Raw genomic sequence first — 15,201 nt, 5'->3', positions numbered from 1 at the left:
TCAAGGGACGCCCGGCTCGGTAATTTAGGTGCAGTGCACCATACTCAGAATTTGAGGCTGAACGACCCGAAGATCTGGCGCGGATTGCCGTAGAAGGCCGTGGCGACGCCTTCCTTGCCCAGGGTCGGCGTGTAGCCGCCCGCCGGGGTCAGGATCGGCGTGCCGTCGATCCGGCTGCTGATATACTGATAGCCGGCGGTCTTGTAGTGGACATTGGTCAGGTTCTTGCCGTGGATGCCGATCGAGTAGCGCCCGTCGCCGAAGGTGTAGACGAGGTGCGCGTCGAGCAGCGTGTAGCCCGGCTGGTCGAGGAACGGGCTGGCCGTCTCGAACTGGTGGGTCAGGCCGCGATAGGACACGGTGGTGGTCGCCGAGAGATCGCCGCTCGCCACCGGCAGCGTGGCGCCGAGCGTGCCGGCCAGCGTCCAGTCCGGCGTGTTCTGGAAGACGCGGACCGCCGAGACATCGACGCCGGTCGGGCCGATGAAGCGCTTGTACTTGGCGTCGATATAGCCGAGCGCGCCGTTGAAGAAGAAGCTCGAGCCCGGGCCGGCAAAGCCGCGCGCCAGCACGGCGTTGGTCTCGAGCTCGATGCCCTTGATGTCGGCCTTCGCCGCGTTGGTGGTGATGCCGCAGAAGCTCTGGACGTTGTTGATCAGGCAGCCGACCGAGCCCGGGATCTGGACGTTGGAATAGTCCGAATAGAAGCCGGCGAGCGACCAGTTCAGGCGACGATCGAACGCCGCGCCCTTCCAACCCACTTCATAGCTCTTCACCGTTTCCGGATCGAAGGAGAGATAGTTGTAGATGTCGAGATAGGTGCGCCCGGCCGACGGATTGCTGATCGGTGCCGAGGTGCCCGAGCCGCGCGGATCGAAGCCGCCGCCCTTGAAGCCTTCCGAATAGGAGGCATAGACCATGTGGTCCGCGCTCGGCTTGAAGCTGAGCGTCGCGCGCGGGGTGAAGCGCTTGAAATTGGCGGTGCCGCGGAAATCGGTGGAAGGCGCACCCACGGGCACCGGGGTGCCGCCGAAATCCGGGGTCAGGCCGAGATAGCTCGCCTTGAAGACATAGCTCTTGCGCTGATCCCAGGTGTAGCGGCCGCCGAGCGTCAGGCTAAGCTGCGGGGTGAAGTCGAAGGTGAAGTCGCCATAGATCGAGCTGGTCTCGGTGCGCACATCACCGGCGGTATAGGCGTTGAAGCCCGGCAGCGTGGTCGACAGCAGCACGCCGAAGCCCGTCGTCGCCTTGGCGCCCAGATAGTAGAAGCCGACAATGCCGTTGAGCTTATCGCCATGGATCAGCGCCTGGAATTCCTGGCTGGTCTGGTTGTTCTTGTAATAGGCGGGCACGTCGACATCGACCGACGGGGTCGAATCGAAGTCGATCGGCGTCCAGGAGGTGTCCTCGCGGTACGCGCTGATGCTGCGCAGCGTGATGTGGTCGCTCACATCGGCGTTGATCGTCATCGAGATGCCGCCGGCCTCGACATCGTTCTTCGGGTTCGCGAGGCCCGCATTGGTGTCATAGACATTGGACAGCACCGGCGAGCCGGTGAGCAGGCCGGCGAACAGGCGGTGGCCGTTGCGCGCGTTCGACTTGTCATGGGTATAGTCGCCGGTGATGCGGATCGACATGCGGCTGTCCGGCGTCTCGAACTCGAGCGTGCCGCGCGCGGCCCAGACATTCTTGTTGTAGTTCTCGATATGGAGATTGCGGTTCTCTCCGAAGCCATCGCGGGTGAGGCGGGCGCCGGAGAAACCGATCTTGAACATCGAGCCGATCGGGGTCGATGCGCTGACGATAACATCGGCCTGGTTGTACGAGCCGTAATTGCCGCGCACCGACACCGTCGGGCGATCGTCGAGCTTCTTGGTGACATATTTCACAGCGCCGCCGATCGTGTTGCGACCATAGAGCGTGCCCTGCGGGCCGCGCAGCACTTCGATCCGCTCCACGTCATAGATGTCGAGCACCGATGCCTGGGGGCGGTTGAGATAGACGTCGTCGAGATAGATGCCGATGCCGGCCTCGAAGCCCGGGACCGGATCCTGCTGGCCGACGCCGCGGATGAAGGCGGCAAGCGTCGAGTTGGTGCCGCGCGCATCCTTCAGCGTGGTGTTCGGCGACGCGATCTGGAGATCGGTGAGATCCACCGCACCGGCCTGGTCGAGCTGGGCCGAGGTGAGCGCGGTGACCGCGGTCGGCACGTCGAGCAGCTTCTCCTCGCGGCGGCGGGCCGTGACGACGATTTCGCCGGTATTGTCGAGTGCGCTATCCTGCGCCTCGGGCGCGGCCGGCGCGGCAGCTTCCTGCGCGAAGGCGGAATTGGTGGTGAGTGCGGCGAGCGCAGCGCCCGCGAACAGAATCGAACGGGCACAATTCAGGCGTGACATCCAGACTTCCTCCCCATCAGTCTAACCCGTCATTCAACGCGGGTTGCACGTGGTCGTCCGAGGCTATACTGAAACCTGAACCGGGTTTCAACTTGGATAAATGGGAAGAGGAACCAGAATGGCGGAGGGGCGTGGCATGAGCGCCACAGCACCGGGAATCGGCGGCAGCGAAGCGAGCGCCGGCAAGGAACCGCGCACCGCGCGCGGGCGGCGCACCTTGCGCCTGATCCTGGATGCGGCGGCGGAGGAGTTCGGCGCCAAGGGATTCCACGAAGGCTCGATCAGCGGGATCACAAGGCGGGCCGGCGTCGCGCTGGGCAGCTTCTACACCTATTTCGATTCGAAGGACGACGTGTTCCGCGCACTGGTGCGCGACATGAGCGACCAGGTGCGCGAGCATGTCGCCCCGGCGATCAAGGGCGCGACCGGCGGCCAGATCGCGGCGGAGCAGGCGGCGCTGCTCGCCTTCATCCGCTTCGCCCGGGCGCACAAGGAGATCTATCGGATCATCGACGAAGCCGAGTTCGTCGATCCCGAGAGCTTCCGGCTCCATTATGCGAGCACGGCCGAGCGCATCGCCAAGCGGCTCCAGGCGGCGGCGGCGCGCGGCGAGGTGCGCGAGGACGTCAACGAGGTCCATGCCTGGGCGATCATGGGGATGAACGTGTTCCTCGGCCTGCGCTACAGCGTGTGGCAGGAGGACGTGGATCCCGAGGCGATCGCCGATATCGTCGCGCAGATGCTGGCGCGCGGGATCGGGACTGGGGCGTAGGGCGGATCCGGCCGGTTATTCCTGTCATCCCCGCCTGCGCGGGGATGACGGCAAGAAATCTAGCGCCGCCCGCGTGTCGTCGAGCCAAAACCCCAGACCAGCAGCAGCGCGAGCACCGCGGCGCCGATGCGCAGCGCATTGCCGGTCCAGCCGAACATCGCTTCGTCGGGCACCTTGAAGACGTTCCACGCCGCGTTGAGCGAGACATGGAGCAGCAGCCCGCTCCAGATCGTGTTGCCGTCGAGCCGGTCGAGCAATGCCATCACCACGCCGCCGATGCCGGTGATCGTCAGCACCTGCAGTGCCATGTCGCCACCCGCCGGTCCGCCCATGCCCCACCAATGGACCAGGCCGAACAGCAGCGCCTGCGCGCCGACCGCGAGCCATAGCGGCCAGCCGAGCGCGCGGTGGGTGAAGAGGAAGCCGAAGCCGCGGAACACGATCTCCTCGGCCAGCGGGAAGGCGAGGGCGAGCATCGCCAGATCGAGCCAGCGCCAGTCATGCGACAGCCCGCCGAGCATGAAGAGCCCCACCCAGGCGGGGATCGTCGCCACCGCGACCAGGACCGGTCCGCGCCAGCCGTTCGACCGCAGGCCCATCCGGTCGAACAGTCCGGCTCCGCGCAGCATCAGCAGGCCCGCGACCAGCACGATCAGCACGGCGAGCCCATTGTCGAGGATCGCGCCGCCATAGGGGATCTTGAGCGCCGGGATCGGGTGGCCGATCGCCCTGGCGAGATCGCGCACCTGCTGCGACAGGACCAGTATCGCTACCACCAGCAGGACGCTGAAGGGCAGGCGGGCGGATTTTCCCAAGATGTTTTCCCCGGATCGCGGTTTAGGCACGGTGTATTGCTCGGCTAATACGATAACGCAAGGCGCGTACCATTGCGGTGCGGCCATCGGTACCGCATCTAGGGGGCATGGATTTCAGCGACTGGCATGTTGCGCGGGCACGGGCGCTGTTCACGGTGCTGGCCGAACGGCATGCGCTGCGCATGCGCGGCGCCGATGCCGGCCCGGACTATCTCGCGCTCGAGCTGCCCGTCCAATATGGGCTGCGCATCGCGCTCAAGCTGGTCTGGTCGCGCGACCTGCTGATGATCCGCAGCGATCTGTTCACCGCCGAATTCCATCTCGACGCCGATGCCGACGCGGAGACCAAGTTCATCGAGACGTTCGACGGGCTGGTCGAGGGGGAGATCCGCCTGCACCTGTTCTACTGGCCGCGCGCGGCGCGCCCCTACAAGACATTGCTCCAGCGCGCCGAAGGGAATGGCGAGGATGCGGTGTGGCGGACGATCTACACCTGGTTCCGCTGGCTGCCCTGGTCGCCGGTGGCGCGCGAAGAGGTGTGGGTAAACAGCCGCGCGCCGCATCTGCATGTGGTGGGGCACGCCTGACTATATCGCCTGCGAGTTCCTGGCTGTTCCCCGGCGAAAGCCGGGGTCCATAGTCACGAGCGATACGGCACGGAAACCCTGGGCCCCGGCCTTCGCCGGGGAACTGCAGCGTATCAAATAGCGACGCGCATCAGCCCTTGCCCAGCTTGTCCCGTAGCCCGGCAAGCCCGCCGAATGGGCCGCTTTCCTCGGCCAGGCGCTTTGCCTCTTCCTCGCTGATAACCCCGGCGTCGCGCAGCGCCCCCTCGGCGCTGGCGCTGCGCGGATAGGGATCGAGTGCCAGCGCCAGCGTTTCCGCCGCAGCCTCGCCCAGGTCGATCGCGCCGCCCGAATAGAAGACGATGTCGCACTCGTCCTCGCTCAGCTCCATTTCTTCCTCGCCGGCATCGCCGTCGCTCTCGGGGAGGAAGCGGATCGCGAAATCCTCCTCGATCTTCGCGGGTACTGGCTCGTCGGTGATCACGCAGGCCTGGACGACCCTGGCCGAAAGGTGGCCGGTGGCGATGATGCCCTGCGCGTCGCGGCGGATGCGATAGTCGGCGGCCAGGCTGTCGATCGACTTGAGGCCGAACCGCTCGGCCAGCGCGATCCGCTCGTTCGGCTCGGCCTGCACCTGGACCTGGCTCTCGCCGGCGCCGATCGTGTCGAGCCGCTGGGGGCGGTTGAATTCGCTCTGGATCATGCGAGGTCTCCGGCGAGCAAGGTCGCGATCGGGGTGTCGCCCAGCTTCGCATGCAGCGCGCGGAGCTCGTTCTCGACATGGGCGAGCGCCTGCGGCCCGGGCGCCTCGCCGCGATAGAGGTTGCGCACCAGCGCGTCGCCCAGCGTGTCGTCCGCCAGCGCGGTCCGATAGGCGCCCAGGCGCCCGCCGAGCATACCCATCATCTTGCCGACATGCTTGCCGACGACGATGTCGCCGATGCCGATCTGGCGGAGTTGCCCGTCCATGTCGTCGATGAACACTTCGGTGAGATGGGTGCTGAACGGCACCGCCGCCTCGTCCTGCTCGAGGCGCAGGAGGACGAGGCTCATCACCGCGGCGATCATGTCGAACCGGCCGTCGATCGTGTCGGGCACCGCGCCCGCCTCATACCAATGGGGCTGGCGGCCGCGCGCGACGATCGCGGCGTAGAGAAGGGGGGCGGTGCCGCGGTCGGGCGCCTGGAAAAGCCGCTTGAGCAAGCGCATGTGCCGGTTCGGTCCTGCTATGGTTCTGGCAATATGGGGTCGCGACCTTGTTTGGCCGCATTTTGCCGCATATTGAGGCGAACGGCCCGCGATGCAACCAAGTGCATCGGGCGCCGGTACGCGTTTGCCTGGAGACCAGAATGCCGATTCCCGCCCGTGCGCTTGGCGCCGCCCTGCTGGCAGCCGCGCTTGGCACCACCGCCTGCGTGCCCGTGCGCACGCACCAGGGCTATATCATCGACAAGGAACTGGTCGATTCGGTGCAGCCCGGCATCGACACGCGCGAATCGGTGCTCCAGACGCTCGGCCGTCCGACCTTCACCAGCCAGTTCAACGAAGGCGAGTGGTATTACATCTCCCGCCAGAGCGCGAACCTCGGCTACCAGTCGCTCAAGGCCAAGGACCAGACGACGCTGCGCATCACCTTCGATGCGAAGGGCAATGTCGCGGCGGTCGATCGCATGGGCAAGGAGCTGATCGCCTCGGTCGATCCGTACGGCAAGACCACCCCGACGCTGGGCCACAAGCGCGGCTTCTTCGAGGATCTGTTCGGCAATATCGGCACGGTCGGCGCGCCGGGCACCGGCGGTCCGGGCGGCGGCGGCGGCAACGGCCCCTAGTCTCCGGGCGGGCTTTTCCAGCCTTTCATTTCGCTGACGGCCCCGTTCCCGGGCCGTTCAGCGTGGCTGCTCCAAACAGGCGCTCTACCGGAAGACAAGTCCGGACAGTGGTTTGGAGGAAGACATGAAGAAGTTCACAACCGCCCTGCTGCTCGCCGCCGTCGCGCTGCCCGCAGTGGCGATCCCGAGCGCGGCCAGCGCCCAGTCGCGCCAGGAGCTGCGCCGCGACCGCCAGGACATCCGCCACGAGGAGCGCGAGCTGCGCGACGCCCAGCGCCGCGGTGATCGCCGCGACATCCGGGACGAGCGCCGCGACGTGCGCGATGCGCACCGCGAATATCGCGAGGACCTGCGCGACCGTGACCGCGCCTGGGGCCACGACGACTGGCGCTTCAACCGCGACCGCAACCGCGCGCTCTATGGCCGCGGCAACTGGAACGCGCCGTTCCGCTACACTTCGTTCCGCGTCGGCGGCCGGATCGGGCCGAGCTATTACGGCCCGCGCTATGTGATCGCCGATCCGTGGCGCTATCACCTGCCGCGCGCCGGCCGCTACCAGAGCTGGGTGCGCCACTATAACGACGTGCTGTTGATCGACACCCGTCGCGGCATTGTGATCCGCACGATCCCGAGCTTCTACTGGTAATCGCGCCAGATCAAAGGCTTCGGCCGCGCTGCCCTTTCAGGCCGCGCGGCCGGTGCCCGTAGACACGGCCCCGAAAGGGGTTGGGACCGCCGGGTGAAACGCACAAACCAGCGTTTCGGTCCCGAACCGTTCACCCGTTTTCGCGCTATCTTATGGTGAACAGCACCTGGTCGATCACCTTGCCGTCGAGGTCGACCAGCGCGAGGCGATGCTTGCCCGGCGGCGCCAGGATCAGGGGCCTCGAATCGGCAGTGCCCAGGTCGCGCTTGTCGAGGATCAGCCGGTGGCCAAGCGCCTGGCCGGATACCGAAATCGCCAGCCGCTGATTGTCCACCGGGATATCGGGATCGAGCGCATAGACGCTGCCCGCCACCGGATTGGTGATGCGCGGCCGTCGCGATTCGGCGGGGGCATAGGCGATGCGGTCCATGCCCGTCCCTTTCAGGAAATACTCGCGGCGCGGCTGCTCCATGCCGGCGGCGAAGCGGATCTGGCGTTCCTCCACGCCCTCAGGACGCGGCGGCGCCTTGCCGGGATTCGCTTCGTTGAGCGCCAGCATCACGTCGCGCCACACCGGCGCCGCGCCGCTGGTGCCCGATACCGCGCGCATCGGATCGCCCTCGAGATTGCCGACCCACACGCCCACGGTGAAGCGATCGGTGAAGCCGACGCACCAATTGTCGCGCATCGCCTTCGATGTGCCGGTCTTCACCGCGGCCCAGAAGGGCAGGCGCAGCGCCGAATCGACGCCGAAGGTGCCGGCCCGCGCATTGGGGTCGGCCAGCATGTCCGCGACGATCCAGGCGGCCTGGGGGCTGGTGGTGCGGCGAAGCGCGTCGGTCTTCGCGTCCAGCGTCAGCCGCAGCGGACTCCACCGGCCTTCGAGCGCGAGGCTGCGATAGGCGGCGACCTGCTCCATCAGCGTCACTTCGGCCGAGCCGAGCGCCAGCGAATAGCCATAGTACTGACCGTCCTCGACCAGCCCGCGATAGCCGGTGTCCCATAGCCGGTCGCGAAACGCGTCGACGCCAGTGAGCAGCAGCGTGCGCACCGCCGGCACGTTGAGCGACCCAGCCAGCGCGATGCGCGCGGAGACAGGGCCCTTGAACGCCTTGTCGTAATTCTGCGGGACATAGAGGCCCGAGGCGGTGTCGAGCTGGACCGGCGAATCGTCGAGGATCGAGGCGGCGGTGAGATAGCCCTTCTCGATGCCCATCGCGTAGAGGAACGGCTTCAGCGTCGATCCGGCCTGGCGATAGGAAGAGGCGCCGTCCACCGCGGGCGCGGTGCTCTCGCCGCCGATCCCACCGACATAGGCCAGCACCTCGCCGCTCTGATTGTCCACCACCACCACCGCGCCGTCGCGGGCACGGCTGCCGCCCAGCCCCTGGAGCTGGCGCTTGAGCGCCGTGATCGCGACGCGCTGGATGCGGGCATCGAGCGTGGTGGTGATCCTGGCGCCCGGCTTGGTCAGCAAGGCGGCGGAGAGATGCGGGGCGAGCCCGGGATCGAGCGCGAGGCTGCGCGCCGGGCCGAGCATCGAGGCGGCCGCACCGGCGAAGCGCGTGCAATCCTGGTCGCGGCTGAGCGCACAGGCACGCCGGGCGACTTCGCTTGGGCTGGCCTGCGGATTGGGCAGCAGCGCCGCGAGCAGCAGCGCGTCGTCGCGGGTGAGCGTCGCCGGGGTCTTGCCGAACAGGCCGAGCGCGGCGGCGCCGATCCCCTGCGCCTCGCCGCGGAACCCGGCCAGGTTGAGATAGGCCTCGAGGATCTGGTCCTTGGTCCAGCGCGATTCGAGGGACCACGCCGCGCGCATCTGGCGCAATTTCTCGCGCATCCCGCGGCTGCCGGGCGCGGCGAGATCCGGCGCGAGATAGGCGGCGACCTGCATCGACAAGGTCGAGGCGCCGCGTCCGCGCTTGCCTTCGATCCGGTCGCGCGCCGCGCCGCTCAGCGCCATCCAGTCGACGCCGCCATGCTCGCGGAAGCGCCGGTCCTCGGCGGCGACAAGGATGTCGCGGGCCACCGGGGATATGTCGTTGAGCCGGGTCCAGGCGAGACGCCGGGCCTGAAAATCGATGCGGCTCGAATCGATCAGCACGCCGTGCCGATCGTAGAGCCAGGCCTCGGACGGATGCCAGCCGGCGCGGACGGCACCGTAATCGGGCAGCGCGGGCGGGCGCGTCACCCACCAGAAGCCGGCCGAGCCGGCCAGCAGCAGCGTTAGCAGCGTGCCGGTGACGCGAGGCGGCGTGACGATTCCGCGCCACCCGCTTTCCTTCCACGCCGCCCGCTCGCGGCCCGCCCAGGCATGCAGCGCCTCGGGCGCATCATCGATGCGCTTCGTCCAGCGGCGGGCGAAGGCGAGGAGGTGGTCGAAAGCCTCCTTCGCCGTCACCGCTGCGCCACGGTCATCACGGCATTGGGCAGCTGCGCGCGGATCTCGGGCGAATACATCGCCTCGATCCGGGTGGAGGGCAGGTTGAACCTGCCCGCCGCATCCAGCCGCATCACGTAGGACACGGTGAAGCTGCCGCGCGGCACCCAGCCGTAAAAGGCGCGCCAGCTGTCATTGCCGCGCTCGATATAGCTGGGCGAGACGCCTTCGCTGGTGCCGGCGTCCTTGGCGAGCATCTCGGACTGGCCGCCGAGATTGCCGACGATCGTCGCGCCCGCCGGGATCGGATCGTTGACCACCACCCAGTTGCGCTCGGCCGAAGCCTCGACGCTGATCGTCACCTTGACCACGTCGCCGCGCGACCAGCTGCCGGGGACGGCCTGCTTGACCGCCTCGACCTTCTTGGTCGCCTTGTAGCCGGCCATCAGCGGCTGGGTGAGCGGCACGGCCGCCTTCACCCGGACGAACGCCCAGGGGCCCGAGCCGCCCGCCTGGTTCATCACCAGCGGGGTGGTTGCGGCAGGCAGCGGGAAGCTGAACTGGCGCTGCGGCTCGGCCAGCGGCCAGCTGAGGCTCACCGGGCTGAAGCTCGAGAAGCTCGCCGTGGTGACGCCCGCGACCGCCTCGGCCGGGTACATCCCCATGAAGCGCCGCGCCAGGATCGTGCCCCAGGCATTGGCGGTGGTGGTGTCCCAGTGCCCGCGCTGCTGGCGCGATGCGATGCCGACCATCAGCTTGGCCGAGTCATTCTCCCAGCCGGGGCGGCCGAGCGTGGCGAGCAGTGCCTTGATCGCCGCTTCGTCGTCCGACGACATCAGCCACCAGGCCATATGGCCCTTGTCGGAGATATCGACGCGGGTGCCCTCATAGACCAGGCGCTTGCGCAGTTCCTGCTCGGCAGTGACGCGGAGCTGCTGGCCATTGGCCAGGCCCTGCACCTTGCCGAGCGCCATCGCATAGTCGGAGAGCGTCGAAGTCGGCATCTCGGCCGGGGCCATGCCGATCTGGCCGAGCATCGCCGAGGTCGCCGCGCCCTGCCGCGCCAGCGCGGTGAAGGCGGCGACGCGCTGCAGGCGGACATCGCCATAATCCTCATGACGAAGCCGCCCGTCGAGCACGGCCTTCATCGCCTCGAGCATCTTGGCCTTGGGGCCTTCGGGCAGCGGCAGGCCCGCCTCGCCGCTGGCCGAAAGGATATAGGCGGTCAGCGCTTCCGAGCCGGGCCAGTCGCCCGGCCAGTAGCGCAGCAGCCCGTCGCCGTCCTGATAGGCCGGCATGTCGCTGGCGATCAGGTTCCACATGCCCGTGTCGCCCAGCGCGATTGCCCGCGAGGTGCGCTGCTCGAGGCAGTTATACGGGTAGTCGGACATATATTCGCGCACGCCGGAGAGCGGCGGGGCGAGGCTGTCGGTCAGGCTCACTTCGACCGCGCCGAAGCCGGGCAGCGCGCCCGCCGGCGGAGCGATGACGAACTGGGTGCCGGTGCCGACCCGGCCGAGCGTCGCCGCCCAGGTCTCGACCGGCACCGCCGGTGCCACCTGCTGGGCGACGGTGATCCGGTCGCTCGACTTGCCGTCGGTGGTCTTCGCCGTGACCGTCCAGCTCAGCTTGCCGTCCTTGGGCGGCGCGGTGAGGTTCCATACCACCGGCGCGGCGCCGCCCGCCGGGATCTCGACGGTCAGCGGCTTGCCGGTCGCATAGGCCGGGCTCAGCGCCACCGTCGCGGTCACCTTCATCGGCTTGCTCGAGCCGTTGCGCAGCGTGAACATCGCGCCGAACTGGTCGCCGGTGCGCACCAGCTGCGGCACGCCGGCATAGATGGTCAGGTCCTGCGACGAGCGGATGCTCGCGCTGCCGGTGCCGAACAGCTGCGGGCCCGAGGTGGCGACCGCAACCAGCTTGAACGAGGTCAGCGCGTCGTTGAGCGTCACCGGCACCCGGGCATGGCCATTGGCGTCGAGCGCGACCTTGCCCTTCCAGAGCAGGACCGGCTGGAAATTCTCGCGGTTGAGGCCCGAAAGGTCCCCGCCGCCGCCACCGCCGCCGGCTTCCACCGCCTTCTTGCCATAGTGGCGCTTGCCGACCACCTGGGTCTGCGCGGTCGAGGTCAGCACCGAGATGGGCCTGTCGCCCATCATCGCGGTCAGCACGTCCCAGCTGTCATTCGGCGAGAGCTGGAGCAGCGCCTCGTCCACCGCGACGAAGGCGACATCGGCCGAGGCGGCAGGCTTGCCGTCGGGGCTCTTCACCGTGACATCGACCTGGGCCACGTCGCGCGCGGCATAGCTCGGCTTGTCGGCCTTCACCGCCACGTCGAGCTTATGGCCTTCCCAGCCGACCTTCACCTTGGCGATGCCCAGGCGATAGGCGGGCTTGGCGAGGTCCACGGTCGCGGTCGGCTCGCCGCCGTCCTTCGACCAGGGCGCGCCCCATTCGCGCGCCATGTTCGATCGCCAGTTCTGCCAGCCGGACACGCGTCCGCGCACCGCCATCACCGATACGAACACGTCCGGCGCATAGTCGCCCGGCATCGGCACTTCGATCACCGGATCCTTGCCGGTCAGCCCGACGACGAAGCTGGAGAGCACGCCCTCGCGCTCCACCGTGACCAGCGCGGTCGCGTCGCGGAACGGCATGCGCACCTGGAACTTGGCGGTCTCGCCCGCCTTGTATTCCTGCTTCTCGGGGATGACGTCCATGCGGTCGCCATTGTCGCCGCCGAACCACCAGTCGTCATCGCCGACCAGCCACACCGACTTGGTCGCGCGGGCGACATTGCCATTGGCATCCTTGGTGGTGGCGACGGCATAGACTTCGCCCGACACACCCGGGTTCAGCTGGCAGCTCGCCAGGCCCTGCGCATCCGTGGTCGCCGAGCAGGTGGCGCCCAGCTTGGTCGTCTTCATCTGGTTGTCATAGGCGTAGAAGCCGCCGATCAACCGGCGCCGCGCGGTCAGGATCTCGCGGCTGTAGAGCTCGACCGAGATCGCCTGGTTGGCGAGCGGCTTGCCCGCAGTGTCGAGCGCGACGAAGCGCAGGCGCAGGTCGTCCTGCTTCATCAGCCAGCCGTCGCTCTTGACGCCGAGCTGCACCGCCGACGTGAAGATCGGGATACGCCGCGACGAGGTCAGCACCTGGCCGTTGGCATCCTGATAGTCCATCTCGACCAGCATCGTCGTGTTCTGCTCGAGCGACTGGGGCACTTCGGCATTGATCCGGCTGGTGCCGTCGGCGCCGAGCGTGGCGGGCAGGGTCTGGGTCGGCGGCAGCTGGACCTGCTCGTCCTCGCCCTCGCCGTTCATCGGCTTGGTGCCTTCGGTCATCGCCCGGCCGCCGAAGGTGTAGCCGTCATAGCCGTCGGGGGTCTTGAAGTCGGCGAAATAGCCGATCCGCGTCTCGACCGGCAGGCTGGCCGCGCCGCCGCCGGAGAGATAGCCGACGAACAGGTCGAGCGGCAGCGCCGAGGGGCGTACCGCGGCGTCCTTGGGCCCGGCGACCGATGCCTTCATCGTCGGCAGCTTGTATTCGTCGACCTTGAACGACTGGCCGGTCCAGATCGTCCGCTCCTTGCCCTCGCCGTCCTTGGTCAGGACGGTCAGGTCGTAATCGCCCATCTTGGCGCCCTGCGGCGCGGTCCATTCGGTCTCGCCGACGCCATTCTGGTCGATGCTGAGCGGCAGGTCATACTGGGTGTCCGAGCCGCGATGGCTCAGGCGCAGCGTGCCGCTGAACGCCGGCGAAGCGGTGAAGCCCGCCGCCACCGGGGTGCGCACGATGTGCTTCATGTGCACCGTCTCGCCCTGGCGGACGAGCGAGCGGTCGAACACGGTGTGGAACTTCTCCTCCGGCGCCGACCAGCCATAGTTGAGGTCGAAGTCGTACGGCCGGATGCCGTCGCCCCACTGGGTGAGCGTGAAGCTGAAGTCGTCGGCCTTGCGCGCCGAGATCATCAGCGGGCTCGAATTGCCGTTTTCGCAGCTCGAATAGGTCTCGGGCTCGGGCAGGCCGGCGGGGACGCCGAGGCGGCCCGAGGCATCGGTCTTGCCCTTGGCGAGCAGCTGGCCGGTGCAGCTGTCGGTGACGCGCACCTCGGCATCGCCGACGCCCTTGCCGCTGTCGAGCGCGGTGACCCAGACCAGCGACTGGTCGCGGCCCCATTTGAAATGGACGCTCATGTTGGTGACGAGGGCGCCGGCGGCGACGTAACGCGGCGCCTTGCGGCCGAGCAGTGCCTCGCCGAGCCGCGGACTGGCCAGTTCGACGATGTAGAAGCCCGGTTTGCCGAGCGGGATGCCGACAACCTCGAATTCCTTCCCCTTGCCAGGCAAACCGATCTTGAGCGGCTTGCCGACCGCGGGGGTGAGCAGTGGCTTGGCGCCGGTCTGGTTGATCCGGATCGTCTCGTCGCCGCGCTTGATCTCGTCCGACTTGTCCTCGGCCGCATCGGCGAGCGCGCGGAACCACTTGGCGATCTCGCCGTCGCCGCCCTCGACCTTGAGGCTCTGGCCGTTGACCGCCATCTGGCTGCCCTGGAGATCGGGCTCGACATTGCGGACGCTGACCGGAAGGACGCCGCCTTCCTTCGCTTCGAGGATGCCGAAATTGCCGGCGAACTTCACCAGCGGCGGCGGCGCGTCGAACTTGACGTCGAGCGGGAAGCGCTCGGCATTGGCGAGCTTGCGGCCGCTCTCGTCGGTGATGTTGGCGGGGAAGACGACCTTGGCGGTGGTCTCGGCCGGCAGCGGCGCCTTGAACTTGAGGTCGGCGACCGCCGCCTTGTTCTTGTCGTCATCGCCGAAGATCGGCGCGAGTTCCTTGCCGTCGGCGGTCTTGATGCGGATCGCTTCCGCCTGCGCCTTGGGGATCGGCGCGGAGAAGCGCACCCAGGCGTCCTGCACGGGGCTGCAGCCGGCAGTGGGATTTACGCGCGAGCATTCGAAGCGGGCGCTGAATTCCTTGCGTACCGAGAAGTCGAAGCGCTGGTCGGTGCCGGCGGTGCGGCCCGAGGCGCTCTTGATGTCCTTGCCCCAGACCAGCGCCATGTCGCGCCCGGCGGGCAGCGGGCGGCGGCATTTCACCGCGACGACGCTGGCGAGCGACTTGGCCCGGTCCTCCGCCTTGGCGGGGAGCGACTGGGGCAGGCCGGCCTCGCTCAGGAAGCTCTGCACTTCCCAGCGATCGGTGCCGAGATCTGCAAGCAGCTTGGGCGCGACATCGGCGGGGAGGACATCGACCGGGATCTTCTCGCCCAGCCCGTCCACCGAGCAATAGGCATTGGCGCCGACCGAGGCGCGATCGGGCGCCAGGTTCGCCGCCACGACGAACACCTGGTCCTCCTCGATCTCGCTGCCATAGCGGTTTGGCAGCACCGCGCGGGCGATCGGGCCGCCCGAATCGACGGTGAATTCCTTCTGGCCCTGCAGGTTGTAGCCCGACAGGCTCTTGATCCCGTCGCGCAGCACGAACTTGCAGGTGACGCCGCCGGGGAGCGGCGAGGCGAATTCATGGACGAAGGTCTGCTGGTCGACCCAGCGGCCCTGGCCGCCGACCGGGCATTCGACCTTGAAGGGGGATTCGGCGCGGGGGTCGCCCAGCGGTACCATGGGAACGTTGAACCGGGCGGTGAAGCGCTCGATCGCGCCGTCGCCGACGCCGGGCGTCGCCATTTCCACCTGGGGGCCATTGTCGCCGAATGCGGTGACTGCGCCGATCGGTGCCAGCACCAGAGCCAATACGCCAAGCCGGGCAACAAGCTTCATGATGACTTCCCCCTCAGGCA

10 protein-coding genes are annotated in these 15,201 nt (G+C 68.0%); 4 read left to right on the top strand and 6 right to left on the bottom strand.

The window, feature by feature from the left end:
• Nucleotides 1–44: 44 nt before the first annotated feature.
• Nucleotides 45–2,396 (bottom strand): TonB-dependent receptor, encoded by a 2,352-nt coding sequence (locus AC1RJ5_RS13325; protein WP_269573462.1) that lies wholly within the window; start codon nt 2,394–2,396, stop codon nt 45–47.
• A 136-nt stretch (nt 2,397–2,532) separates the two neighbouring features.
• Between AC1RJ5_RS13325 and AC1RJ5_RS13320 the strand changes: the two genes are divergently transcribed.
• Nucleotides 2,533–3,168 carry a TetR/AcrR family transcriptional regulator gene (locus AC1RJ5_RS13320; RefSeq protein WP_269573463.1) on the top strand — a complete coding sequence of 212 codons (636 nt, stop codon included), beginning with the start codon at nt 2,533–2,535 and terminating at the stop codon, nt 3,166–3,168.
• A gap of 59 nt (nt 3,169–3,227) precedes the next feature.
• Here the strand turns inward: AC1RJ5_RS13320 and AC1RJ5_RS13315 are convergent, their stop codons facing one another.
• Nucleotides 3,228–3,983, bottom strand: a complete 756-nt coding sequence (locus AC1RJ5_RS13315) for a CPBP family glutamic-type intramembrane protease (RefSeq protein WP_342249691.1) — start codon at nt 3,981–3,983, stop codon at nt 3,228–3,230.
• A 107-nt stretch (nt 3,984–4,090) separates the two neighbouring features.
• On the opposite strand from AC1RJ5_RS13315, the gene AC1RJ5_RS13310 reads away from it, so the two are divergent.
• Nucleotides 4,091–4,570, top strand: a complete 480-nt coding sequence (locus AC1RJ5_RS13310) for a hypothetical protein (protein WP_269573465.1) — start codon at nt 4,091–4,093, stop codon at nt 4,568–4,570.
• Between the two features lie 130 nt (nt 4,571–4,700).
• On the opposite strand, the gene AC1RJ5_RS13305 is transcribed toward AC1RJ5_RS13310, so the two are convergent.
• Together AC1RJ5_RS13305 and AC1RJ5_RS13300 are read right to left on the bottom strand one after the other, a co-directional pair.
• The gene (locus AC1RJ5_RS13305) at nt 4,701–5,252 is read right to left on the bottom strand and encodes a YceD family protein (protein WP_342249690.1); all 552 of its coding nucleotides are present in this window, start codon (nt 5,250–5,252) and stop codon (nt 4,701–4,703) included.
• Nucleotides 5,249–5,758: a ubiquinol-cytochrome C chaperone family protein gene (locus tag AC1RJ5_RS13300; RefSeq protein WP_342249689.1), complete on the bottom strand. Its 510-nt coding sequence runs from the start codon at nt 5,756–5,758 to the stop codon at nt 5,249–5,251. The genes AC1RJ5_RS13305 and AC1RJ5_RS13300 overlap by 4 nt, the downstream gene beginning before the upstream one ends.
• 140 nt (nt 5,759–5,898) lie before the next feature.
• Here AC1RJ5_RS13300 and AC1RJ5_RS13295 point away from each other — a divergent pair, with 140 nt between their 5' ends.
• Nucleotides 5,899–6,378 (top strand): outer membrane protein assembly factor BamE, encoded by a 480-nt coding sequence (locus AC1RJ5_RS13295; protein WP_269573468.1) that lies wholly within the window; start codon nt 5,899–5,901, stop codon nt 6,376–6,378.
• Nucleotides 6,379–6,502: 124 nt separating this feature from the next.
• Nucleotides 6,503–7,024, top strand: a complete 522-nt coding sequence (locus AC1RJ5_RS13290; protein ID WP_493113741.1) for an RcnB family protein — start codon at nt 6,503–6,505, stop codon at nt 7,022–7,024.
• A 145-nt stretch (nt 7,025–7,169) separates the two neighbouring features.
• Here the strand turns inward: AC1RJ5_RS13290 and pbpC are convergent, their stop codons facing one another.
• Both pbpC and AC1RJ5_RS13280 read right to left on the bottom strand, forming a co-directional pair.
• Nucleotides 7,170–9,254 (bottom strand): penicillin-binding protein 1C, encoded by a 2,085-nt coding sequence (pbpC, locus tag AC1RJ5_RS13285; protein ID WP_493114695.1) that lies wholly within the window; start codon nt 9,252–9,254, stop codon nt 7,170–7,172.
• A 164-nt stretch (nt 9,255–9,418) separates the two neighbouring features.
• Nucleotides 9,419–15,181, bottom strand: a complete 5,763-nt coding sequence (locus AC1RJ5_RS13280) for an alpha-2-macroglobulin family protein (RefSeq protein ID WP_493113739.1) — start codon at nt 15,179–15,181, stop codon at nt 9,419–9,421.
• Between the last annotated feature and the right edge of the window lie 20 nt (nt 15,182–15,201).

The sequence above is a fragment of the Sphingomonas sp. GW822-FHT03G08 genome (assembly GCF_058801135.1).
Note: the sequence above shows the minus strand (reverse complement) of the source record. Positions and strands in the feature narration are given on the sequence as shown.